General features: G+C 45.1%; 18 protein-coding genes and 1 tRNA gene. 3 read left to right on the top strand and 16 right to left on the bottom strand.

The features are described 5' to 3' along the window. Window positions 1–20: 20 nt before the first annotated feature. Window positions 21–647, bottom strand: coding sequence for a 4'-phosphopantetheinyl transferase family protein (locus H6A32_RS07035; protein ID WP_158099173.1), 627 nt, complete (start codon window positions 645–647; stop codon window positions 21–23). Between the two features lie 113 nt (window positions 648–760). Continuing rightward, complete coding sequence (locus H6A32_RS07030) at window positions 761–1,249, bottom strand: GNAT family N-acetyltransferase (protein WP_118637115.1); 489 nt, start codon at window positions 1,247–1,249, stop codon at window positions 761–763. A gap of 290 nt (window positions 1,250–1,539) precedes the next feature. On the opposite strand from H6A32_RS07030, the gene H6A32_RS07025 reads away from it, so the two are divergent. Beyond that, on the top strand, window positions 1,540–2,997 hold the full coding sequence (locus tag H6A32_RS07025) for a helix-turn-helix transcriptional regulator (protein WP_138372603.1): 1,458 nt from the start codon (window positions 1,540–1,542) through the stop codon (window positions 2,995–2,997). Between the two features lie 8 nt (window positions 2,998–3,005). Continuing rightward, window positions 3,006–3,443 (top strand): immunoglobulin-like domain-containing protein, encoded by a 438-nt coding sequence (locus tag H6A32_RS07020; RefSeq protein WP_204864000.1) that lies wholly within the window; start codon window positions 3,006–3,008, stop codon window positions 3,441–3,443. 51 nt (window positions 3,444–3,494) lie between these two features. Here H6A32_RS07020 and pflA read toward each other — a convergent pair whose 3' ends face one another. From pflA to H6A32_RS06960, 12 genes are all read right to left on the bottom strand, one after another. Continuing rightward, window positions 3,495–4,256 (bottom strand): pyruvate formate-lyase-activating protein, encoded by a 762-nt coding sequence (gene pflA, locus H6A32_RS07015; protein WP_087166608.1) that lies wholly within the window; start codon window positions 4,254–4,256, stop codon window positions 3,495–3,497. After that, window positions 4,243–4,485 carry an autonomous glycyl radical cofactor GrcA3 gene (gene grcA3 / locus H6A32_RS16660; protein WP_024734038.1) on the bottom strand — a complete coding sequence of 81 codons (243 nt, stop codon included), beginning with the start codon at window positions 4,483–4,485 and terminating at the stop codon, window positions 4,243–4,245. The genes pflA and grcA3 overlap by 14 nt, the downstream gene beginning before the upstream one ends. Window positions 4,486–4,511: 26 nt before the next feature. Further along, window positions 4,512–6,596, bottom strand: a complete 2,085-nt coding sequence (gene pflB / locus H6A32_RS07005) for a formate C-acetyltransferase (protein ID WP_087166607.1) — start codon at window positions 6,594–6,596, stop codon at window positions 4,512–4,514. A 183-nt stretch (window positions 6,597–6,779) separates the two neighbouring features. Then, on the bottom strand, window positions 6,780–8,810 hold the full coding sequence (locus H6A32_RS07000; RefSeq protein WP_204863999.1) for a sulfatase-like hydrolase/transferase: 2,031 nt from the start codon (window positions 8,808–8,810) through the stop codon (window positions 6,780–6,782). A gap of 113 nt (window positions 8,811–8,923) precedes the next feature. After that, window positions 8,924–8,996: transfer RNA gene (locus H6A32_RS06995), tRNA-Lys, on the bottom strand. A 129-nt stretch (window positions 8,997–9,125) separates the two neighbouring features. Next, entirely contained in the window at window positions 9,126–9,470 is a 345-nt protein-coding gene (locus H6A32_RS06990) for a thioredoxin family protein (RefSeq protein ID WP_087166605.1), read from the bottom strand. A 218-nt stretch (window positions 9,471–9,688) separates the two neighbouring features. After that, window positions 9,689–10,339 carry a tRNA (guanosine(46)-N7)-methyltransferase TrmB gene (trmB, locus tag H6A32_RS06985; protein ID WP_204863998.1) on the bottom strand — a complete coding sequence of 217 codons (651 nt, stop codon included), beginning with the start codon at window positions 10,337–10,339 and terminating at the stop codon, window positions 9,689–9,691. Window positions 10,340–10,378: 39 nt separating this feature from the next. Beyond that, window positions 10,379–11,155, bottom strand: coding sequence for a ZIP family metal transporter (locus H6A32_RS06980; protein ID WP_087166602.1), 777 nt, complete (start codon window positions 11,153–11,155; stop codon window positions 10,379–10,381). A 52-nt stretch (window positions 11,156–11,207) separates the two neighbouring features. Further along, window positions 11,208–11,816 carry a class I SAM-dependent methyltransferase gene (locus H6A32_RS06975; RefSeq protein ID WP_087166601.1) on the bottom strand — a complete coding sequence of 203 codons (609 nt, stop codon included), beginning with the start codon at window positions 11,814–11,816 and terminating at the stop codon, window positions 11,208–11,210. A gap of 101 nt (window positions 11,817–11,917) precedes the next feature. After that, entirely contained in the window at window positions 11,918–13,831 is a 1,914-nt protein-coding gene (glgB, locus tag H6A32_RS06970; protein WP_087251860.1) for a 1,4-alpha-glucan branching protein GlgB, read from the bottom strand. Between the two features lie 131 nt (window positions 13,832–13,962). Beyond that, window positions 13,963–16,608, bottom strand: coding sequence for a hypothetical protein (locus tag H6A32_RS06965; protein WP_243424870.1), 2,646 nt, complete (start codon window positions 16,606–16,608; stop codon window positions 13,963–13,965). A 720-nt stretch (window positions 16,609–17,328) separates the two neighbouring features. Beyond that, window positions 17,329–17,535 (bottom strand): hypothetical protein, encoded by a 207-nt coding sequence (locus H6A32_RS06960; protein WP_087251861.1) that lies wholly within the window; start codon window positions 17,533–17,535, stop codon window positions 17,329–17,331. 199 nt (window positions 17,536–17,734) lie between these two features. Here H6A32_RS06960 and H6A32_RS06955 point away from each other — a divergent pair, with 199 nt between their 5' ends. Next, the gene (locus tag H6A32_RS06955) at window positions 17,735–19,144 is read left to right on the top strand and encodes an amidophosphoribosyltransferase (protein ID WP_087166597.1); all 1,410 of its coding nucleotides are present in this window, start codon (window positions 17,735–17,737) and stop codon (window positions 19,142–19,144) included. 46 nt (window positions 19,145–19,190) lie between these two features. Here the strand turns inward: H6A32_RS06955 and H6A32_RS06950 are convergent, their stop codons facing one another. Then, window positions 19,191–21,485 carry a hydratase gene (locus H6A32_RS06950; RefSeq protein WP_087251862.1) on the bottom strand — a complete coding sequence of 765 codons (2,295 nt, stop codon included), beginning with the start codon at window positions 21,483–21,485 and terminating at the stop codon, window positions 19,191–19,193. Between the two features lie 104 nt (window positions 21,486–21,589). Further along, window positions 21,590–22,693: a PucR family transcriptional regulator gene (locus H6A32_RS06945; protein ID WP_087166595.1), complete on the bottom strand. Its 1,104-nt coding sequence runs from the start codon at window positions 22,691–22,693 to the stop codon at window positions 21,590–21,592. Window positions 22,694–22,857 lie beyond the last annotated feature (164 nt).

The raw sequence follows: 22,857 nt of genomic DNA, 5'->3' as shown, positions 1-22,857 counted from the left end.
CAGTCCTTTCTGTCTTTCTGTCACAGTGTCATCCACCTCAGATTTTCTGCCATGTCCGGATCTTCCGAACACACAGCAGCAAAAAATCCTCTCTCCGGTTCCGGATATTCCCGGAAATAAAACCGTCCTTCTATCGTATCCGGCTTTTTTGTCAACACCGGATCTTCCCCTTCACTCAGGCGGATTGCAAATGCATCCAGAGGAAGCTTCATTCCAAGTCTCGTCGCCTTCATAAAGCTTTCTTTCAAAACCCAGTAACGATAAAACGCTTCCTTCCTCTCATCTTCAGACGCCTTTTTCTGAATATAATCCCATTCAGAGCGGCAGAAAAACCTCCTGGCCACTTTCAGTCTTGGAATCCCTGTCTTTTCCAGATCGCATCCGGTCCTCGCCGTTTCCGTATCCGCAATCGAACACAACACGTAATGTCCGGAATGAGACAGATTAAAGACCATTTTTTCTGAAAGCCCGCTTTCCCGAAGTGCTTTCTGATACAATGCCCAGACACCGACACTTAGCGCCCGGTCTTCCCTCATCCGGATCCGGTCCGCCTTTTCCTGTCTCCATTTCGGAATCTGCCGGTAATAAGCCTCATACTGTTTTTCATCCATCAGCAAAGCGGTGTCAGCCGCCCATGTGTAAACCATATCCATTCCCTTTCATCAAAAATCCTGCATTTATCAAGCACCTTGATTATAGCACACTTCCCGGATTCTTTAAATGTCCGGAAATTTCCATCGCTTCTGCTTCTGATCCATCATCAGAATTTCAGCTGCATATCATTCCATTTGGCTCCGCCGTGGCTGGAATCTGCCACTCCGTGATCTTCAAATCCAAATCCCGCATAATAATGTACCAGATGATCTTTACATGTCAGCACAACACCTTTTCTGCCGCACTCTCGCGCATGTTCAATCATCCTCTCAAGAAGACGGCCTGCAATTCCCTGTCTCCGGTACTCCGGCAGCACATCAAGGCCAAACACCGTCTGATAGTCTCCATCCGGATCATGAAGACCGGTGTCATGGTACATTTCATCCGGCAGATGCGGCTCTTTTGCCACAGCTCCATTAATAAATCCAACTACCTTTCCGTCTGCCTCTGCCACGAAAAAGCAGTCCAGGAACGCGCCCATCCGTTCCGCAATATCTTTCTCCGTCGCCGCTTCCGCCTCCGGGAAACATTCCCTTTCTATCTGAGCGAGAATTTCCGCTTCCTCTCTTTTTGCATTTCTGATAATTATTTCCATCGCTACCTCCATATTTACAGACAACAAAAAACGAATCTTGTTGCCAGATTCGTTTTCATCATACCACATTTCTGCGGTATACACTATTATTAACCACTAACTCCCTCTCTCCCTTTAGACAAATTTATTGTAGCATGTTTATTCTGTTCTTTCTATAGATTTTCCAAGTGGACAAAAAATTGGACAATCTTTTTTCCATTTACATCTGGTTTTTTTATCCTCTTTTCTTTATAATAATTCTAACACACGTTCCATAACAGAACATTATTTTAAAATCAGGAGAAAAATCTATGTCAATATTTTCGGATTTATTAGGGAAGCATATCGCTGCAAAAGCCATAAAATCAAATGAAATGGCGCAGTTCTGCGGAATTGAGCGCTCCTTTATGTATAAAATTATCAAGGGGACACGGCATGTGGCAAACATGGACACCGTTCTTCTGATGGCCGAGTATCTGCGGCTCACCCCTTCCGAACGGAATGATTTTATCGAATCCTACAAAATTTCCGTTGACGGGCTGGAAAACTACTACCGCAGGAAAAGCATTCTTGAATTATTTGAAAATTTTAAAAAATACTCTGAAATTTATTCCACCCCGACCCCTGCGCCTTTATCCTGTTTCCCGGATACTCCGGGTGTATCTACCATAACCGGGCAGAATGAAATTAACCATCAGCTGTTTTATATTCTTTTTCTGGAATCCCGGACAAACGATCCCCAGATCCGTCTTCTGATCCAGCCGGACTCGGATTTTCTGATGAATCTTCTTCCGACTCTGGGATATGAAAACAAAAACCTGTCAATCAGCCATATTATCTGTTTTAATTCCAGCGATCAGCTGACAATTAACAAGAAAAACTATAATCTGACCTGCCTGAAGAAGATTCTCCCGGTCTACTGCTGTGCATGTAAATACAATGTTTATTATTACTACGGGGAACTGGTTCATTCATCAAATGAGCTTCTTCTCTTCCCTTATCTTGTGCTTACATCCAGACACGCATTCCTTCTTTCCAGAGATATGCGTTCCGGAATCCTGTTCCAGACAGAGAAGAGCCTGCAGTTCTTTCATCAGATTTATGATCAGTATCTGGAGCAGACCTCTTCCTTTGGTGTTACCATGAGTGATCTGCCGACTCAGCTTGATTATTTTCATAACCTCAAGGCAGACGTCGATCAGAACTACTGTTTTCAGATGCTCCCGTGTCTGACCTACTGTATTCCGGATTGCTTTTTTGAGAAATATATTTATCCGGAGCTTCCAAACCGCGATTATCTGATTTCCATGCTGAAGGATTATGTACATGATCTCAGAGAACGCTTTACATGCCACCGGATGCTGTTCATTTTCTCAGAAGAAGGGCTTCGGCGTTTTCTGGATACAGGGCGTATCCCGGAATATCCGCCGGAAGTATACCGTCCGTTTGAGCCTGCCGACCGTATTACTCTGATCAGACAGTTCCTCCAGATCTGTCCGGCCGGAGGGATCCGGATGCTTAAATGCAGCATCGGCGACCTTGATAACGAACTGTTCATGTATGTCAACCACCGGAACGGTTACCTGATGTTCCCGTCTTCCAATCCGGAACGGCTGATCTGCCTGGACATCACAGAACCGGGACTGCTCCACGGATTCTGCGATTTCTGTGAACATCTGGATAAAGACCTTTTCTACACAGAAGAGGAAGCGGTAGAGATCATTTCTTCGCTGATAGCAGAGACAGAACAGAACGAGGAACTTATATAGGAGGATATATGAAGATTTTCATTTTATTGGCTGTAATTTTGCTGGGATGCAATGGGTGTGCGTCGAATAAAGCCCACATCGATAATGGCGAAACGAATCCGGCAGTATTATTAGAACTTTATTCGGACGAAAACGTAATTCCTTCTTCAAGTTCACAAATAGAAGTGAATATGATAAATAATAGTGAACAGGACATCGCAACCGGAGAAGCCTATGAGATCGAAACCTTTCTTAATGATAAATGGACGGAAGTTCCGGTTTCGATCGTATATGAGGATATTGCCTACACTATCGCGGCAGGTGAAGAAAAAAGATTTATCTGTACGCTAGATGATGTCTCAGAAAGCGGATCCTACAGAATTAAAAAACCATATTCTATCTATACGGAAAATGCTTCTTCTTCAACCGAATATGTCTATGCAGAATTTCAAATAGGTCCTAATTAAAAAATGCCAGTTCCGGTCTTGCCGGAGCTGGCGTTTTCTGATATAAAGGGCTTATTTTGCAGTCCTTTTCTTTCTGTCTTCCATTATGATTTTCAGCAGGAATTCTCTCGCTTCATGGGCTTTTGTCTTATCCATGGCTTCCACGCCTTCCAGCGGATATTTCATTCCGAGCTGTTCGTACTTTTTCGTCCCCATCGTATGATATGGAAGCACTTCCAGCCCTTTCAGATTTCGGAAACCGGAGATCAGATGTCCCAGTGTCTCCAGCTCTTCTTTCCCGTCGGTAATACCAGGAACTACAACGTGGCGTATAATCATCGGTACCCCCGCCGTCTCCAGTGCTCTGGCAAACTCCAGCACCGGAGCCTGATCCTGTCCTGTCAGTTCCCTGTGGCCTTCCGGAAGGCTGTGTTTAATATCCAGCAGAACCAGATCCGTAACCGCAAACAGCTTCTCAAACTCTTCTTTTCTTGATTCTCTGTATACAATACCGGATGTATCCAGGCATGTATGGATCCCGGTCTCTTTCGCCTGCCTGAAAAGCTCTGTCAGAAACTCAAGCTGTAAAAGCGGCTCACCGCCCGTCGCGGTAATCCCGCCCTTTCTGTAGAACTTCTCATTATGACGATATGTTTCCAGAAGTTCCTCCACTGTCATGAGATTTCCCTGGTTCGGCTGCCAGGTGTCCGGATTATGACAGTACTTGCATCGCATCGGACACCCCTGGAAAAAGATGACAAAACGAATTCCGGGACCGTCCACGGTCCCGAAACTCTCTGTCGAATGAATATAGCCCTGATTACATTTCGTCATGGAATGTTCTGGAGATAACCTCATCCTGCTGCTCTTTTGTCAGCTTATTGAAGTTTACTGCGTATCCGGACACACGTACAGTAAGCTGCGGATACTTTTCCGGATGAGCCTGTGCATCCAGAAGTGTATCTTTTGTGAATACATTTACATTCAGATGATGTCCGCCTTTTTCAGCGTATCCATCTAATAAACCTACAAGATTGTCAATCTGAGCCTCACTGATTTTCATATGATTGTCCTCCTTATTTTATATTATTATTCTTCGTCGTCTAATGTTGCATTTGGCTCGCAGCATGCGCAGTCCGGCTCCAGCTCGAAAGCAATGTCGTCAAAAAGAATGGCGTCATCTTTTCCGAGTGCTCCCGGGATGATGGAGAAGGTATTGGAAATACCATCCTGAGCATCTTTAAACGGCAGTTTTGCTACAGAACTTAAGGAAGCTACCGCACCATGGCTGTCTCTGTGGTGCATCGGGTTTGCTCCCGGAGCGAACGGCTCGCCGCCCTTTCTTCCATCCGGTGTAGATCCTGTATTCTTTCCGTATACAACGTTGGATGTGATCGTAAGGATGGATGTTGTCGGGATACCTCCACGGTATGTGTGATTTCCTTTTACATAGGACATAAACTCATGCACGATATCGTATGCGATCTCATCTGCACGGTCATCATCATTTCCGTATTTCGGGAAATCTCCTTCAATTTCGTAATCTACTACAATACCATTCTCGTCACGGACTGTTTTTACTTTCGCGTATTTAATCGCTGACAGGGAGTCAGCTACAACAGAAAGTCCTGCAATACCTGTCGCGAACCAGCGTGTTACCTTCTTGTCATGAAGAGCCATCTGAATTCTTTCGTAGCAGTATTTGTCATGCATGTAGTGGATGATGTTCAGTGCATTGACATATACCTGTGCAAGCCATTTCATCATGTCACTGAATTTGCTCTTTACTTCATCGTAATCCAGATATTCGGATGTGATCGGACGGTACTTCGGTCCCACCTGTTTCTTGGAAATTTCGTCCACACCACCGTTGATTGCGTAAAGCAGACATTTTGCAAGGTTTGCGCGGGCTCCGAAGAACTGCATTTCCTTACCTACGCGCATAGAGGATACGCAGCATGCGATTGCGTAGTCATCACCATGTGTCACTCTCATCAGGTCATCGTTCTCATACTGGATGGAAGAAGACTCGATGGATGTCTTCGCACAGAAACGCTTGAAGTTTTCCGGAAGTCTTGTGGACCACAGCACGGTCAGGTTCGGTTCCGGTGCTGTTCCAAGGTTCTGCAGTGTATGAAGGTAACGGTAGGACATCTTTGTAACCATCGGACGTCCGTCGATTCCCATACCTCCGATCGACTCTGTTACCCATGTCGGGTCTCCGGAGAACAGTGCATTGTATTCCGGTGTTCTCGCAAATTTTACAAGACGCAGCTTCATAATGAAGTGGTCGATGAATTCCTGAATCTGCTCCTCTGTGAATGTGCCGTTTGCAAGGTCACGCTCAGCATAGATATCGAGGAATGTGGAAGTACGTCCAAGGGACATTGCCGCACCGTTCTGCTCCTTGATTGCAGCAAGGTATCCGAAATACAGCCACTGGATCGCTTCCTGTACATTTTCAGCCGGTCTGGAAATGTCAAATCCGTAGATCTGTCCCAGTTCTTTTAACTCTTTTAATGCTTTAATCTGTTCGGAGAGCTCTTCTCTTTCTCTTGTAACATCAGAGTACATGATTGTTCTTGTCGTATCTTTCTGATGCTGCTTGTCCTCGATCAGTCTGTCCACACCGTAAAGAGCAACTCTTCTGTAGTCGCCGATGATACGTCCGCGTCCGTATGCATCCGGAAGTCCTGTGATGATGTGGCTGGAACGGCACGCTCTCATCTCCGGTGTATAAGCATCAAATACTCCGTCATTGTGTGTCTTTCTATGTTTAGTGAAGAATTCAACGATTGCCGGGTCCACATGGTATCCATTTTCTTCGCATGCCTTGATTGCCATGCGGATACCGCCATATGGCTGCAGGGAACGCTTGAACGGCTTGTCTGTCTGGAAGCCTACGATCTTTTCCTTGCTTTTGTCAAGATATCCCGGTCCATGGGACGTAATGGTAGAAATAATTTTCGTGTCCATATCAAGGACTCCGCCTTTTTCGCGCTCCTGCGCGGACAGATCCATAACCTGCTCCCACAGTGCCTTTGTATCCTCTGTCGGTCCTGCAAGAAAGCTGTCATCACCTAAATACGGTGTGTAGTTTTTCTGGATGAAATCTCTTACATTGATTTCTTTTTCCCAGATGCCTCCGCGAAAAGATTCCCATTCTTTTCTCATGTTGATAATCCTCCTTCAAATATAAACCCTATACTGTTTCGAAACAACTGTTTCTGTTTCATGGGGCTATTATAGCTGATTCGTGAAATCTGTGTCAATGCGTTTCATGTACTATTTCAGGAACAATTCCTGCTTTTCGGCAAATCCTAGCGATTGTATAGGAAAAAATACAAAACCTGTGCCTTATTCATCGTTTTTCAGGAAAAAGAACTCGTCCAGCCGGCTCTCTTCTCCAAAAATCTTGTTGTAATTAATACAGTCATCAAGCGGCAGATACTCCTCCTCCCGGCCTCCGGATCCGTACTCGTGAAATCTGCCGTCATGTCCATAGTAGGCTGTTCCGCTGAAAGCCGGCACCTTTTCTCTTAAGTCAAGAAGATACTGCTGATATTTTGTAAGCTCTACCCCAGCCGTCTCCAGTGTCATAGCTCCGAGATAATTACTGCTTGTGACAACATCCTGCTGCTCCTCAATATCATAATTTGCCCAGATCAAAAACGGGGTCAGATAATAATTCTGGTTTTCTTCAAACGTCATTTCCTCATCTGTCTTTCCAAATACATACTCGTAAAAATCTTCGGACAATGTCGGAAGATGATCTCCAAAAAACACAACTACCGTCGGCTCATCGGACTTTTCCAGATCTTCGATCAGTTTCTGCAGTGCCCGGTCGGATTCATGAATCAGTGACATATACTGTTCCACCTGTGAATCGGTATACTCCAGCAGTTCAACCGAATTTTCATATTCTTTTGTATACGGGGAATGATTCTGCATCGTGACGCAGAATGTAAACAGTGGATCTTCCTCGTCCTTTATCATTTCCTCAATCCGGTCAAAACATGCCTCATCCGAGATAAAATCCCGTACCATTCTTTCTCCCTGAAAATCATCAAAGCTCAGGAACCGGTCAAATCCCATCGCTTCATACGCAACTTCCCGATTATAATTTGTCGGAATAAAAGGATGTATCGCGGCTGTTTTGTATCCCTGACTTTCGAGCGGCTCCACCATTGAGGCATCCAGTTTTTTACCGAGCACTACATAAGGCGTCGAGTTGAACATCCGCATCGACGTTCCGGTCAGGAATTCAAACTCCGTCTTTCCTGTCCCTCCGCCCAGCACCGGAACCAACAGCTTCCCTTTAATTGTATTTTCTGTCAGACTGTTATAAAATGGAATAATTTCTTCTGATACCGGGAAATCTCTGATCCAGGTCAGATCAGAAAATGTTTCATCCATGACAGCAATGATATTCGGCTTTTTGCTGCTTCCCGCATTTCCTGATTCAATCTCGTCCGATACCTGCTGCAGCTCTTCAACCGAATATCCATCCGGCTCCTTTACAATCGAATCTCTGGCGCCGCGGATCACACACATCTGCATTCCATAATTATAAAAACTGTCTCCCGGCCGGTTCCCATTCAGAACCACATTCCAGCTTTCCGGCTGATCGGACCATCCAAGATAGCGAATTCCTCCGACAAGCAGGAATATACCCGCCACACGGATCAGAACTTTGGCCTTCTTTCCTTTTACAAGTTTGTATTTGTTTCCCGTATATAAAGAAGTAACAATGCTGACTATAATCACACCCACAATCAGCATATGCCGTGTCATGGAATATTCATAATCACCCGCTACCGTTGTCGCCGTCCCGAGATCCAGAAGATCCACAATCTGCAGCGGAAGGCCCCGGAATTCGTAAACAAAATAGCTGGCAATCGTCCAAATAAAATACATGGCACTGCACAAAAGCACTGCAAGACGAAGAGAATTGCACAACAGCAGAAAAATCAGGAACACAACGGCTGAAACACAGATACTGAGAGATACAAACTGGTACGGAATCGTAAACATCTGCGGATTATAAATCCACTCCATGATCCAGAACATTCCTGTCCCCATTGCAATCGCCAGTACCACGATGCTTCCAACCCCGAGCCGTTTGATTTTCCTCTTTTTTCTGAGAAAGAGGCAGTAAAACTGCCATAGAATTGCTCCCGCAACACCAAACAGCCAGAGAAGTACCCACTGCACGATTCCTTTTATCGAATCTCCATTTGCCGTCCTGCCAAACATTCTCCAGTTTGTCAAAAGCACAACCATGACAGCCAGCCAGATGATCGCAAGCAAAATGCTGATTACTTTTGTTTTTCTCTTTTTCCACCTTCTTCTGATCTGAAGAATTATCTTTTGTACATCCTGCCTCATACGTGCTCCCTTTCCATCACTAATCTATCTATTCCAAATCAAACTTTCGCCCTTTGGGCACAAAAAAATCACCGCCCCCAGAGATCTCCCTCTCCAAAAACAGTGATTTAAAGTGCGCCATCAGGGGCTCGAACCCTGGACACCCTGATTAAGAGTCAGGTGCTCTACCAACTGAGCTAATGGCACATTTTGCATTTTCCATTTGTTTAACGCAAGAAAAATTATATTACATTATTCAGGAAAATGCAAGCAAAATTTAAAAATTTTTTTATTTTTTGTGAAACGCCTGAAATTCAGGGCGTCCGGGTGATACGGTTATCTCTTTCTCTTCCGGCTGTTCAGCATATTTTCAGCAGCGTTCAATCTTCCGGCCATCTCCTCCGGCTCCATCATCCCTGTCATCCGCAGAACTTCTTCCCCGTCCGAAAACAAAAGAAATGCCGGAATTGCCCGGATACGGTATCTTGCGGCAAGAAGCGGATTGCTCTCCGTTTCCACTCTCCCCGCCTTGATTTTCCCGTCAAATTCTTCCGCAACCATTCCGAATATGTCTTCCATCATCGAACACTTCCCGCACCAGACTGCATAAAACTCTACCAGTACAGGCTTTTTCTCCTCCAGTACTTCCTTCCGGAAATTCTGCTCTGTCAACTCCTGCATTTGTCACACCGCCCTGACCTGCAGCCAGGATTAAATACCCTGTATAGTTCTGCACAGGATTTTTGAAGAATCCGGATCTTTTTATTCAGCCAGATATTATCGTAGCAGAATCTTCCGCACGTATGGCAGACCTTTCTTCCGCATCTTTTTCCCATTTTCCACCTGCCTGCTTTTTCTATCATCATATGCCGGATGAAGGATTCTGTTACGCGTTCCCCCTATCTTTTTCTTTCTGCAATCAGCTTGCAGATCGGATTTCCTTTGGCGGAAAACTTTGCCTCATATTCCGTCATAATATTCCCCCGGTTCAGGTCTTCGTTATGGTGCAGGTCGAAAGTATGTGCCTTCAGTTCCCAGCCGGCCTCCTGAACCTGCTCAAGAGAAAATTCAAACAGTTCTTTATTGTCCGTTTTAAACTCCACAACCCCGTCCTGCTTCAGAATATGATCATATCTCTCCCAGTACGCGGCTGACGTCAGTCTTCTCCTTGCATGACGTGCCTTTGGCCACGGATCCGAAAAATTCAGATAGATCCGGTCCACTTCCCCCGGTTCAAATACTTCTTCTATTTCAGCCGCATCCATACATACAAACCGGATGTTAGAAGGCGGTTCCTCCATGGCATCCATCCGCTCCAGCGCCCGCAGAAGCACACTGGAGTATCGCTCGATTCCAATATAATTTATTTCCGGATGTTCCAGCGCCATCGTCATCAGGAACCTGCCTTTCCCCATACCGATCTCCACACGTACCGGATGGTCATTTCCAAAGACCTCTTCCCAGTGTCCTTTCTGTTCCTTCTCATTCTTTATCACCGCTTCATGTCCGGCAATCACGTATCTTGCCCCCGGTATATTCCGAAGTCTCATCCTATTCTCTCCTCTCTCCTGATCTCATCTGGACTTTCATTATCCCAACGCAACGTCCAGGATCATCATCAGCACAAAGCCGGCTGCAAATCCGATCGTTCCGATATTACTGTGTTCCCCTTCGCTTGCCTCCGGGATCAATTCTTCCACCACAACATAAAGCATTGCTCCGGCCGCAAAAGACAGCAGATACGGAAGCACCGGTGTAATAAATCCCGCAAGCAGAATGGTAATTCCGGCCGCCACCGGTTCCACTGCCCCGGAAAGCATCCCGTACAAAAATGCCTTTCCCTTTCCCGTTCCTTCACTTTTTAACGGCATGGAAATAATTGCTCCCTCCGGGAAGTTCTGGATCGCAATGCCGATCGACAGCGCAAACGCACCTGCCATTGTAATTTCTGTGTTCCGCGAGAGCATCCCCGCGAAAACCACGCCGACCGCCATTCCTTCCGGAATATTATGAAGTGTGACGGCAAGGACAAGCATGGTTGTTTTTTTTAAAGAACATTTCGGTCCCTCTGACTTCTCCGCCCCCATGTGAAGGTGCGGTACCGCCTGATCCATCATAAGCAGAAAGAAAATCCCAAGCAGAAATCCGGCTGCCGCCGGAATAAACGCATATTTTCCCATGTTTTCCGACATTTCCATCGATGGAATCAACAGTGACCATACCGATGCCGCCACCATCACTCCGGACGCAAATCCAAGAAGTATCTTCTGAATAAGCGGTTTCATCTGGCCTTTCATAAAAAAAACACACGCCGAACCAAGCGTGGTCCCTATAAACGGTAACAACAGTCCTGCTGCAAGCTGCATATCTTCATCCCTCCTGTCAGTTAGTATATGATATCATCCACATTCTGCTACATCAAAGCCGGATAATCAGTCCCGGAACCGGTGGATGATTCGGACGATTGTAATATGAGCTCATTATAACCAGATATTTTTTGCTGTCAAGACCTTTCAGATATTCCATCAAAGCTTCCTTCTCCTCAAATCCACTGTCTTTCCCGCTGTAGATACAAAGACTGATAATTCCTCCCTTTTTCAGAAGCTCCAGACTCTGTTCAACTGCCTCCAGACTTGTCTGCGCTTTTGTGGCAAGATCATGTGCCCCTCCCGGAAGATAGCCAAAGTTAAACACAACACAGGAGACACTTCCATAACCGTCCTGCGTCTTCTCCAGCATTTTTCGGCAGTCCGGGTCCTCTGCCAGCTGTTCTCTCATCTTTTCATGTCCGCAGCAGAAAATTCTGGCCTTTTCTTCCACGCCGGCCTCCCTCAGCCGTTTTTTTGTCTTCTCTACCGCCTGTTCCTGGATGTCAAATCCCGCTGTCAGTCCATCACTGCCTGCCAGCCTGCATAAAAGCAACGTATCATGTCCATTTCCACAGGTGGCATCAATACAGTAGTCCCCATCCTTAACCTGTTCTTCGATAAACCGGTGGCACCACTGTGTAATCTGGTAATTTTCCATATCGACCCTCCATTTTTAAACCACACAAAATCAGGCTCGCCTGCAAAGCCTTCATGCACCTTCCAGACGGGCCTGATCATTTTTCCTGTCAACTGCAGTAATCAGAACTCAAATACTGCCACACCGTATGGTGGAAGTTTATATGCAAAGGAATACGGTCTTCCATCGCACTCCTGCTTCACAGCCTTATAAACAAGCGGCCGTTCCTCGCCCTTTCCTCCATACTGTTTTTCATCACTGTTTAATATCAGCTTGTACTGCTTTCTGCGCGGCACACCTACGCGGTAGTCCGCCCATTCCATCGGCGTGAAGTTGCAGACAAAAAGCAGATTCTTTTTATTATTTCTGGAATGACGGATAAAGCTGAAAATACTTCTGTATCCGTCGTTCGCATTTACCCACTCAAAACCATATCCGACAGTGTCCTGCTCATACATGGCTTTGTTCTTTTTGTAAAGCTTCAGAAGATCTCTTGTAAACGCCTGCAGATACTGATGCTCCGGCTCTTCCAGCAGATACCAGTCAAGCTCTCTTTCCTCACTCCACTCTCTAAGCTGCGCGAAATCCTGTCCCATAAACAGAAGCTTCTTCCCCGGATGCCCCATCATAAATGCGTATCCGACTTTCAGATTCGCATATTTATCAAATCCGAGTCCCGGCATCTTATTGAGCATCGAACACTTCAAATGGACGACCTCATCATGTGAAAGTACAAGAACATATTTCTCACTGTAAGCATAGGTCATCGCAAATGTCATCTGATTGTGGTGCTCTTTCCGGAAATAAGGATCCAGCTTCATATATTCCAGAAAATCGTGCATCCAGCCCATGTTCCATTTCAGGCTGAATCCCAGTCCATCGTCTTCCGGTTTTCCTGTCACTTTAGGCCATGCGGTAGACTCTTCCGCAATCATGACCGCTCCCGGATTTCGTCCAAGAACAACCGAATTTAAATGCTTGAAAAACTCGATCGCCTCCAGATTCTGATTACCTCCATATTTGTTGGCAACCCACTGACCGTCCTGCTTTCCATAATCCAGGTACAACATCGATGCAACTGCGTCGACACGAAGCCCGTCCACATGGAAATGTTCCATCCAGAACAACGCATTGCTGATCAGGAAATTTTTTACCTCAGACTTGCCGTAGTCAAAAATCTTCGTACCCCAGTCAGGGTGCTCACCTTTTCTTGGATCCGCATATTCATAAACCGCTGTACCGTCAAAATCCGCAAGTCCGTGCGCGTCTCTTGGAAAATGAGCCGGTACCCAGTCCAGAATAACCCCGATTTTATTTTTGTGGAAGTAGTTGATCATATACGCAAAATCTTCCGGGGTTCCATATCTGGAAGTCGGCGCAAAATATCCTGTTACCTGGTATCCCCAGGAACCGTCATACGGATGCTCTGCGATTCCCATCAATTCAATGTGGGTATATCCCATCTCTTTCATATATTTCGCAGCTTCCACTGCAAACTCACGGTAGTTGTAAAAGCGCTCCTCTTCTTCTCCCGGATGCTGTTTCCAGGAACCAATGTGCGCTTCATAGATAGACATCGGACTCTCATCCATGTTCCAGGTAGTCCTCTTTTCCATCCACGCACTGTCGCTCCATTTCAGATTTGATATGTCATGCACTTTCGAAGCGGTTCCAGGCCTTACTTCCGCATAATTCGCGAACGGATCAGCCTTGTAGAGGAAGTCTCCGGTCTTCGTCTCAATACAGTACTTATAGATCATATCCTCTTCGATCCCCTGAATAAAGCAGGTATAGATCCCAAGCGGCTCTTCTCTTACCATCGGATTTTTATCCTTGTCCCAGTTGTTAAAATCACCTACAACCGAAACTGCCTTCGCATTCGGCGCCCAGACTGCAAAATACGCACCTTTTCTGCGTCCATCCGTAACAAGATGGGATCCCATTTTTTTATATAAATCATAATGAGTTCCTTGTCCAAATAAGTACTGATCCAGTTCTCCTATCTCATATGGTTTTTTCTTTTTTGTTCTCGCCATACTATCCACCTTCTCACAAAAAATCTAAGTTTATTATACTTTAGGGATGGATAAAAAGAAAGAGTTTTAACAAAGTTTTTCACTTTATCAAAACTCTTTTCGTCATTTTATACAATTATTGTCGATTATCTTTAATGTTTGAAATCATCCTCTTTCAGAATAATTCTGTCAGTTTCATCTGTGCTCTTTCCAAATACCCTCTTCATCAGATGTTTTACATTCGCTTTCTGGGAATGGGCAATCGCGTCATCCATGATCTCCTTCACTTCAGCTACTGTCACAAAGTGATCTTCTTTCTGAAGTACATCGATACGGCTGTAAAGAGCAAGAATTCCCATTTCATCAATCCGGTATCCGTTTTCTTTTGCATATGTCTGGCCGAACGTAACAAGCTCATCATTGATAAAGATCGGAAGTTCCACACGGGAAGTAAATTTTCTGCGGAAGTCCGGATACTCAGAAAGCATTTTCTCCATCGGACGTCTCTCATCTTCCAGAATAAACAGCATCTCTCCGGTCTGCTCTTCCATTAATCCTGTCAATTCATCAATGGTTTTATCATTCATTTTACTTGCTTTTTCAATAATCAGCGCACCACCGCTGAGCTTCTGGATAATACTGATCAGGTTCTTCTTATTCAGTGCGTCTCCGGTGATAATCGCAACCTTGCCCTGCTTCATCCTGCGCTGCTTCTGAATCGCTTTTACAATATCAACCGCAAGTACAGTCTTACCGGATCCTTTGTGTCCGATTACAAGAATATTTCCTGTTCTGGAAGTTCCATACCGCTTTCTGCAGTTTCTGTCCTGCTCGAGAACATCGACAAGCTGCTCACTCATTCCACGGATCGGTACAAAATAGGAGAACAGTTTTTTCTGCTCCTCTGTCAAACCAAGCTTCAGACCGATTTCACTTGTTGCGCTCAAGTCATATCTTCCCTGAACAATAAATCCTGTATCAAAGGAAGATCCGCCGGAAGATCTGGAGTCTTCGTCTTCATCCGGTTCCTCGATTTCCAGAACCTCTTCTTTTTCCGGCTCCTGTTCCGCCGCTTCCTCTTCTTCCTGATCTGACTCTTCTACCTCTTCTTCATAGTCAGAATCATCCTCTTCAAAATCGGATTCTTCGTCCTCATGCTCCTCTTCCACGGACTCCTCTTCAGCGTACTCGTCCTCGTCATACTCCTCTTCGGTGTACTCGTCCTCGTCATACTCCTCTTCGGCGTACTCGTCCTCGTCATACTCCTCTTCGGCGTACTCATCCTCGTCATACTCCTCTTCGGCGTACTCGTCCTCATCGTACTCCTCTTCAGCATACTCGTCCTCGTCATACTCCTCTTCGGTGTACTCGTCCTCGTCATACTCCTCCTCGGCGTACTCGTCCTCGTCATACTCCTCTTCGGCGTACTCGTCCTCGTCATACTCCTCCTCAGCGTACTCGTCTTCGTCGTACTCTTCTTTGGCGTACTCGTCCTCGTCGTACTCTTCTTCGGCGTACTCGTCCTCAGGACTTTCTTCTTCGACAGATTCATCCGGTTCTGTTTCACTTTCTGTCTCTTCTTCTGTCTGATCTTTCATCGACTCGGAAAGTCTTGCAAGAGACTCTGTCGTGCCGCCGACAGCCTCTTCTCTTTCTTTTTCTTCCGCTTCCATCTCGCTGAGAAGTCTTTGAATATCTTCTGAAAGTATCGTCGCTGTGTCCTTGGAAACTGTTTCCTGCTTTGCTTTTTCTTCCTCTGCTTTTGCCTCTGCTTCGCGCCGTTTTTCTTCAATAACGGCTGCATTTTTCCTTTGTCTTTCTTCCCATTGACGAAGGATCTCTTCTATTTTCATCTGGCCTGTTTCGTACACGTCTCCCTCTCCTTTTTCGAACATCTGCTTCACTTCTGTTATCGTCTTATTTCCTCCGACAGCCATTCCAAGCAGAAAGGCTCCTGTCAGCGCTTTTGAAGAATCTGCTTTCAGAATCAGTGTTTCTCTTTTCCCCTGGTCCTGAAGCATCGAAATCACCTGCTCAAAATCTACTGTCTTTTCCGGTTCTCCCTGAACCTCTTTCTGATTTTCCGCCGGAATCTCCTCAACCTTTACCTGCTCTTCTTTTTCCGGCTTCCTTGTCTGTGCTTCTTCCACAGCGGCAGTCAGGTTTCCGGATTCTTCCTCATTCCCCGCTTTTCGATATTTCTTTTGTTGCTGCGGCGTCAGAGGTTTATATTTCATTTTCAGCTCCATCGCCTTTTGTACAAAAGCTCCGTCACTGAACCACAGAATCAGATCGTCACACTCTTCGAGGCACTCGGTTGTCATTCCCGCCTGATCGTAAAGCTCTGCAAGCTCATATGCCCATTTTTCAATATATTCCGCTTTTTTAAATTCTTCCAGCACATGAATCTGTTCCTTAATCGGGGCGTTCTGCGCCTTTAAAATCTTATACTTTAATATGTACTGGTTCGGATCCTTCGGAGCCATACTCACAAATTCGTCATAGCAGTCCAGCGCTTCCTCCGTCTCCCCCAGCCGAAGCGCCAGAGTCCCCAGGCGGTATACAATCTTCCTGCTCCCCGGACTTCTGTCATATGCAATAAAAAGGATCTCTCTGCTCTTCTGATACTCCCCGGTATATTCGTAAATTTCACTTACAGCACAAAGCATTGACGCATTTTTTACTCGCTTCCAGTCGATCGTATCTGCGATCTCCTTTGCCTTGTCGTAGGATCTTGTCTGGACGTACTTCATCATTTGTTCCGTTTTTTCACGATACTCGTATTTATCCAATGTCATTCACCTCATTAATTACTTGCTTTTGCAGCGATTCCTTACCAGCCTTCTATACGCAAGAATGATATATCTTTTCATTTTCTTAGTGTATCATACCAACCTGTCAATGTCAAAAAAATGGGAGTGTTTTTTTCTTAATTATTACAAAACTATTACGCAAAAAAAGTAGCCATTATAACGTTTTTTCTTATAATGGCTACTCTAACTATTCAATTTTTTCATATTCTATATTCTCTTACCGGAGGAATCTTTCTTTTGATCTACCGGTTCCCAAAAGCCTTTTTTATTTTATATTCGATATATAACTCAAAGTCTCTGATTAATTTTCCGCTAATGTAATCTTTGATCTCAGATCTTTTACTTCCTTTTATAATGTATTTAATTTTGTTGACTTTTCGGATCTTCTGCCAATATATCAGATTCATATAATTTAGAGAAACTCTCTTTCTTATTTCAATCTTCTTATGGGTTCTGCTCCTTGGCTTCCTCCCCTCTTACTATCCGCATACTACGTCTTCATTCATCAACTCATACTAAATATAAAATAAATGGTTAATAAAATTTCTGATGGTTATGCGATGTTTCTTTACACATCTTCTAACTCTTTGAACTATTGACTGATGTGGTATCATCCTCAATATGTCTTACAGATCTTTCAATCACAAATTCCAGTTTCTAACAACTCCGATATACTTTGTATACTCAACTATTTACTGGATTGATTTATTGATAAAGGCTTTCATCATGGGAACCTTCATCTGTAACACCACTAACATATTGAGTTTTGAATTCCGTATTGTCCAATGGTAAAAGCCCTCCTTTTCTAAATTTCCAATTCTGAAAGTGAAACAACTTCCAGTTTTCAAGAATCCCTTTCTCGTCAGGTTTCTTTTCTTTTGGATTGATTACACTATAGCATCCCGCCTCCATTTTGTCAATACTTTTCTTTTATATTTTTTATTTTATTTCATTCTTTGATTCTAATTGTACTTATTATCTGATTTATTTATATTTTTTATTCATTTATCTATTTTTAATTTCCTCTTCATTTACCGGTCCATCCGTGCTAAACTAAATTAGTATTGTCAATGTAAGATTGTTTTAGAATGGGAAAGGAGAAATACACACTATGGGCGGATTTTTTGGCGTAGCTTCAAAAAATGAATGTGTACTTGATTTATTTTACGGGGTAGATTATCATTCTCACCTCGGAACACGAAGAGGCGGTATGGCAACTCACGGAGAGAATGGATTCAGCCGCGCAATCCATAATATTGAAAATTCCCCGTTTCGTACCAAATTTGACAAAGATCTGGAGGAGCTGAAGGGAAATCTGGGTATTGGCTGTATTTCCGACTTCGAACCGCAGCCTCTGCTGATCCAGTCACATCTTGGCAGCTTTGCTATCACTACAGTCGGCAAGATCAATAATCTTGATTCACTTTTGAACATGATTTATAATGATGGACATTCTCATTTTCAGGAGATGAGCACCGGGCAGATTAATGCCACAGAACTGGTTGCTTCCCTGATCTGCAAAAAGGATTCGATTGTAGAAGGAATCCGTTATGTACAGTCGATCGTGGACGGTTCCATGACTCTGCTTGTCATGACTCCGGAAGGTATCTATGCGGCACGTGACCGTTACGGACGCACTCCGGTTGTCGTTGGAAAGAAAGATGATGCATACTGTGTTTCTTTTGAGAGTTTCGCATATATCAATCTCGGATATACCGATTATAAGGAACTGGGACCTGGTGAGATCGTCTATGTAACACCTGAAAGCGTGGAAACAGTCGGACAGCCTTTTGAAAAAATGAAGATCTGTTCCTTCCTCTGGGTTTATTATGGATACCCTACTTCTTCCTATGAGGGAGTCAATGTAGAGGAGATGCGCTACAAATGCGGAAGCCTTCTTGCAAAAAGAGATGCCGGAACCGTTACTCCTGACATCGTTGCAGGCGTCCCGGATTCCGGAGTGGCACATGCCATAGGTTACGCAAATGAATCCGGTATCCCATATGCCCGCCCGTTCATTAAATATACACCTACCTGGCCGCGTTCTTTCATGCCGACCACTCAGAGTCAGAGAAATCTGATCGCCCGCATGAAATTGATTCCGGTGCAGGCTTTAATTGAAGACAGAAAGCTGCTTCTGATCGATGATTCCATTGTCCGCGGAACACAGCTGCGTGAGACTACTGAATTCCTTTATCAGAGCGGTGCCAAGGAAGTGCATGTACGCCCTGCATGTCCTCCGTTGTTATATGGATGTAAGTATCTGAACTTCTCAAGATCCAAATCCGAACTGGATCTGATTACACGCCGGATTATCCGCGACTGGGAAGGAGATGCTTCCCCGGAAATCCTGGCTGAATACGCAGACCCGAACAGTGACCGGTACCAGAAGATGCTGGATGAAATCTGCCGTCAGCAGAATTTCACCTCTCTTCGTTACCACCGTCTGGATGACCTGATCGAATCCATCGGAATCGACTCCTGCAAGCTCTGTACGTACTGCTTCAACGGAGAAGAATAAAGTAAAAATGAACCCCGTCCAGCTCCCGGACGGGGTTTTCTGCTGCTTACCAGCCTCTATAATAATTGATGAGACAGCCTTTCATAATGATTTCCCGTTCTGTATCTGTCAGCGCGCCAAGATGAAGCGTGATTTCTTTCAGGCCGCCATCCACAACATAGGCTTTCACTTCTTCTGCTTTGCCTTCAATCACTTTGCGGATTTCCGGAACAAAGATATAGTCGCCATTTTTAAACGGAAGGGCTTTGTGGTCTTCCTTTGTAATAAATGGAAGCATTCCCCAGTTGATCAGGTTGGAGCGGTAACGCTTCGTCGCATATTCGCTTGCGATGTTCGCCCATCCTCCAAGCACCTTCTGGCATGATGCCGCCTGTTCTCTTGCAGATCCGTCTCCCGGCTTCACTGCAAAGATCGTGCTTCCGATACCAAGGTTTCCTTCTCCCACATTCTGGAACTGTTCTCTCACTTTCGCCATCACAGGTTTGAGTTCTTCCAGTACTTCCAGCGGACAAGTGTGTGCCTCGATTGCTTTCTGGGCCTTCTGCACCTCTTTTGCACGCCCGACATATGCCGGATCCTTTCTGGAAAGCGCAAACTCCGCAAGTCCAAGCGGATTGGACCGGTAAGAGGAAGTCTCTCCTGACGGAATCAGCTCATCTGTCGTCGTTACCGGATCATGGATCTCTGAAACAACCTTTAACAATAAGTTTTCCGGAAGCGCCGGCATCTGCGGCCAGTCCTTGATGTTTGGACCAAACTGGATCGCTGCGTCCGGATCTGCTTTTCCGTGGCTGTCAAAGACACGGTTCGCATAAATGGAGGCATCAAAATGATAGGTCGGATTTTTATATTCCACATCGAGATCGGTCGCCGGTGTCAGATATCCTTTATTGGCGGCTGTTGCTGCAATGGATCTTGCATCCATCAGCGCCACAGAGGAAATCTGACCGTTCTGAAGCTTGGATCCTTCTCTGTTCGGGAAGTTTCTTGTCGTATGACGGATACTGAACGCATTATTTGCCGGAGTATCCCCCGCGCCAAAGCAAGGTCCGCAGAATGCTGTCTTAACAACCGTTCCTGCCGCAAGGAGATCTGCGACAGCACCGTTTTTCACCAGTTCCATGTAAATCGGAGTACTTGCCGGATACACACTGAATGTAAAGGCATCGGAGCCGATGTTCTTCCCGCGGATAATGTCCGCCGCGGCACAGATATTCTCAAATCCGCCTCCGGCACATCCTGCAATGATTCCCTGCTCCACGTAGAGTTTTCCGTTTCGTATTTTATCCTGCAGTGAATATTCCACCGCATTGTCAAGGCTTACCTTTGCTTTTTCTTCCACATCATGAAGAATATCCTTTAAGTTTGCATTAACTTCTTCGATCGTGTAGGCGTTGCTCGGATGAAACGGCATTGCGATCATCGGGCGGATGCTTCCAAGGTCTACATAGACCATTCCGTCATAGTAAGCGGCTTCTCCAGGATTCAGCTCTTTATAGTCTCCGCTTCTTCCGTGGATCTCATAGAACTCCCGGATGGTGTCATCCGTCTTCCAGATCGAAGAGAGGCAGGTCGTCTCTGTCGTCATAACATCAATGCCGATACGGAAATCCGCACTCAGCTTTTCAACGCCAGGTCCCACAAACTCCATCACTTTATTATTCACATAACCGTTCTGGAACACCGCTTTGATAATCGCCAGAGCAACATCCTGCGGGCCGACTCCTTTAACCGGCTCTCCGTCCAGATAAACTGCAATCACTTCCGGCATCCGGATATCATATGTCTTGCTGAGAAGCTGCTTTACAAGCTCCGGTCCGCCTTCCCCTACTGCCATTGTTCCAAGAGCGCCGTATCGGGTATGACTGTCAGATCCCAGGATCATCTGACCGCCTCCGGCAAGCATTTCTCTCGCATACTGGTGGATGACAGCCTGATGAGGCGGTACATAGACGCCGCCGTATTTTTTTGCACAGGTCAGTCCAAACATATGGTCATCCTCATTGATCGTGCCGCCTACAGCACAGAGGCTGTTGTGGCAGTTGGTAAGCACGTACGGAATCGGGAACCGCTCAAGTCCGGACGCTCTTGCTGTCTGAATGATTCCGACAAACGTAATGTCATGTGACGTCAGTTTGTCAAACTTGATATTCAGATTTTTCATATTTCCTGAAACATTGTGGGCTTTCAGAATTTCATAGGCGATCGTCTGCGCCGCCGCCTCTTCTTTTGTAACCACACGTCCCGTCTTTGCTTTCAGCGCCTCGGCAGCTTCCGGTCCGTCTTCTATGATATCTTTACCATTCAGTAAGTAGACTCCATTTTTAAATAACTTTATCATACAGGCAAATACCTCCTTCATTTTGTACTTTTCTCATTTTAGCACATTAAAATAACAGAGACAAGCTGTAATACCTGTCTCTGTGTTTTCCCTGTTTATAAACTTTATTGATTCATAAATTTCATATGCTCTGATACCATCATCGCGATTTTAAATGTCAGAGCGTCCTCAAACACCCGCACATCCAGACCTGTCAGCTTCTGAATCTTTTCCAGCCGGTACACAAGCGTATTTCTGTGGATATAGAGCTGTCTGGCCGTCTCGGAGATATTCAGATTGTTTTCGAAGAATTTGTAAACCGTGGAAAGTGTTTCTTCCTCAAACTCGGATACATCCCTGTCCCCGAAAACCTCTTTCAAAAACATCTCGCACAGAGAGAGCGGAAGCTGATGGATCAGCCGTCCTATTCCCAGTTCGTTATAAGCAAGAATATTCCTGTCCGGATAGAAAATCCGCCCCACATCCAGTGCCATGCCGGCCTCTTTGTAGGATTTTGATACATCCTTCAACTCGTGGATCATCGTACCGTAAGACACCCGGATATTAACCATTGCCTCAGCAGATACCGTATCCGCGATGCTCTTGGCGCTTTCAAACACTTCCCGGTATCCATCTGTCTCTTCCAGCGCCTTGACAAGAATCACACTTCCCTCATCCACCGCAGTTACAAAATCTTTCATGCCGGACGCGTACATTCCTTTCATCGTTTCAAGAAGCATCTGATTATCTTTGGCCCTGGCCTCTACAAGATAGACCACTCTCTTCTGATCGTTTTCGATATGAAGCTTCTTTGCCTGGTTGTAAACATCCACAAGAAGCATATTATCAAGAAGAAGATTCTGAAGAAAACGGTTCTTGTCAATCTTTTCTTTATAGGCACGTATCAACCCCTCCATCTGTTTAACGCCGAGGCGCCCTACAATTTCCGCCTTTTCTCCGCTCATGTTTTCTATATTTAATATGTAAGCAGGTTTCTCCTCATCACACACAAGGAAGAGGGCGTATCCTGTGCGGATCTCTTCGAGTCCCTGAAAGATCTCTTCTTTTTTTATCTCTTCGAGAAATGCCTGAATCCTCTCGCCCGCATTCATACTCTCTGTCCCTGCCTGTACAATGCGATGTCCGTCCATTGCCCACACAGAACAGGAACCCCCTGCTATATTTTCTATTTCTGATATTGTTCTTTGCAGTACCTGATTTGACAACATGATGTTTTCCTCCATTCATTGGAATAATTATATCAAAAAAAGTGGAAAAGTAAATGAGGATTATTGAGATTTAACGATTTTATGCCGTTTCTCGGCTATTTTGTTGCAAATGTGTTGCAAATAAAATTAATTTAATTGATGCGAAGATGATACAATATTTTCCC

The sequence above is a fragment of the Drancourtella massiliensis genome, from assembly GCF_016900655.1.
Taxonomy (GTDB): Bacteria; Bacillota; Clostridia; order Lachnospirales; family Lachnospiraceae; genus Sellimonas; species Sellimonas catena.
This window is presented reverse-complemented; position numbering and strand designations above follow the sequence as displayed.

Coding starts and splice junctions, on each gene's coding strand:
- H6A32_RS07035 (WP_158099173.1), bottom strand. CDS start 647: ATGGTTTACACATGGGCGGCTGACACCGCTTTGCTGATGGATGAAAAA.
- H6A32_RS07030 (WP_118637115.1), bottom strand. CDS start 1,249: ATGGAAATAATTATCAGAAATGCAAAAAGAGAGGAAGCGGAAATTCTC.
- H6A32_RS07025 (WP_138372603.1), top strand. CDS start 1,540: ATGTCAATATTTTCGGATTTATTAGGGAAGCATATCGCTGCAAAAGCC.
- H6A32_RS07020 (WP_204864000.1), top strand. CDS start 3,006: ATGAAGATTTTCATTTTATTGGCTGTAATTTTGCTGGGATGCAATGGG.
- pflA (WP_087166608.1), bottom strand. CDS start 4,256: ATGACGAAATGTAATCAGGGCTATATTCATTCGACAGAGAGTTTCGGG.
- grcA3 (WP_024734038.1), bottom strand. CDS start 4,485: ATGAAAATCAGTGAGGCTCAGATTGACAATCTTGTAGGTTTATTAGAT.
- pflB (WP_087166607.1), bottom strand. CDS start 6,596: ATGAGAAAAGAATGGGAATCTTTTCGCGGAGGCATCTGGGAAAAAGAA.
- H6A32_RS07000 (WP_204863999.1), bottom strand. CDS start 8,810: ATGAGGCAGGATGTACAAAAGATAATTCTTCAGATCAGAAGAAGGTGG.
- H6A32_RS06990 (WP_087166605.1), bottom strand. CDS start 9,470: ATGCAGGAGTTGACAGAGCAGAATTTCCGGAAGGAAGTACTGGAGGAG.
- trmB (WP_204863998.1), bottom strand. CDS start 10,339: ATGAGACTTCGGAATATACCGGGGGCAAGATACGTGATTGCCGGACAT.
- H6A32_RS06980 (WP_087166602.1), bottom strand. CDS start 11,155: ATGCAGCTTGCAGCAGGACTGTTGTTACCGTTTATAGGGACCACGCTT.
- H6A32_RS06975 (WP_087166601.1), bottom strand. CDS start 11,816: ATGGAAAATTACCAGATTACACAGTGGTGCCACCGGTTTATCGAAGAA.
- glgB (WP_087251860.1), bottom strand. CDS start 13,831: ATGGCGAGAACAAAAAAGAAAAAACCATATGAGATAGGAGAACTGGAT.
- H6A32_RS06965 (WP_243424870.1), bottom strand. CDS start 16,608: ATGACATTGGATAAATACGAGTATCGTGAAAAAACGGAACAAATGATG.
- H6A32_RS06960 (WP_087251861.1), bottom strand. CDS start 17,535: ATGGAGGCGGGATGCTATAGTGTAATCAATCCAAAAGAAAAGAAACCT.
- H6A32_RS06955 (WP_087166597.1), top strand. CDS start 17,735: ATGGGCGGATTTTTTGGCGTAGCTTCAAAAAATGAATGTGTACTTGAT.
- H6A32_RS06950 (WP_087251862.1), bottom strand. CDS start 21,485: ATGATAAAGTTATTTAAAAATGGAGTCTACTTACTGAATGGTAAAGAT.
- H6A32_RS06945 (WP_087166595.1), bottom strand. CDS start 22,693: ATGTTGTCAAATCAGGTACTGCAAAGAACAATATCAGAAATAGAAAAT.